Origin of the sequence: Micromonospora sp. DT44 (assembly GCF_049841635.1) — a bacterium.
Classification (GTDB): Bacteria; Actinomycetota; Actinomycetes; order Mycobacteriales; family Micromonosporaceae; genus Micromonospora.
The window spans coordinates 1-963 of sequence record NZ_JBNCKS010000149.1; the positions used below are offsets into that span (position 1 = coordinate 1).

A 963-nucleotide genomic window follows, 5' to 3' on the forward strand; every position below is an offset into this window, starting at 1 on the left:
CTAGATGATCGATTCCAAGGGGTCAGTGGTCGTAGGCGGTCAGGGATCGCATGACCGGTTGGCCGGTGTGCCAGTTGTGCCAGATCGCGGCGGTCAGGGCGAGGACGCGTTGCAGGACGCGGACGGTGACGCCGGTGATGGTCCGGCCGCCGTGTTGTTCGAGGTCGAGTTGGCTTTTGAGGGTCTGGTTGACCGATTCGATGCTCTGTCGTACGGCTCGGAGCAGGCCGCGGCCGGGGCGTGCTGGTTCGGTGCGGTAGGCGGGTCGTATGACGGTGATCCCGGTGTGGTTGAGCCAGGTTTCGGTGTCGCGGTCGCGGTAGCCCTTGTCCACGACCAGGATCAGCCCGTCGGGGTGGTGGAACATGTTCGGCTGTAAGGAGACCAGGTCGACGAGGACTTCTCGTTCATCGGTCTTGGCGTTGCTCAGGGCGAACGCGACGGGCAGGCCGTGCACGGTGGTGACCAGGTGCAGTCGCAGGCCCCAGAACAGTCGCGAATGTGAGGCGCAGTAGCCGTAGCCGGCCCAGCCGGCCAGCTCGGAACGCTGGACCGTCTCGCGGGAGGTGCCGCAGGGCACCGGGGTGGAATCAGCGATCCGGATCGGGTGCTGCCACAGGTCGGTGTCGGTGACCAGTACCGCGATGAAGTGAGCCAGTTGGGTGCTCAGGCTCCGCAGCCGCTTGTTGTATCCGGGCTGTTTGGGCAGGTAGGGGAACAGATGGATGATCGATTTGCGGGCGTAGCGGACCCAACGGCTCTCGTTGTGGTAGCCCAGCAGGGCCTGCATCACCGACACGGTGATCAGCTCGGCGTCAGTGATCCGCGGAGCGATTCCGACCGTCGGCCGGTAGGGGTTGAGCTGTGGAGACGCCTTCAACTCGTCGTCGATTCTGACGTAGAGTGCGGTCGCGAGGGTGTCCAGATCGGTGTGCACGGGGCCTCCATGGTCTCGTTGCCTAG

Annotated in this window: 1 protein-coding gene; it reads right to left on the reverse strand. The window is 64.8% G+C overall.

Annotated elements, in window-relative coordinates; all coding sequences use genetic code 11:
- Positions 1-22: 22 nt before the first annotated feature.
- Positions 23-937 carry an IS982 family transposase gene (locus ACLQ25_RS32695; RefSeq protein ID WP_425734586.1) on the reverse strand — a complete coding sequence of 305 codons (915 nt, stop codon included), beginning with the start codon at positions 935-937 and terminating at the stop codon, positions 23-25.
- Between the last annotated feature and the right edge of the window lie 26 nt (positions 938-963).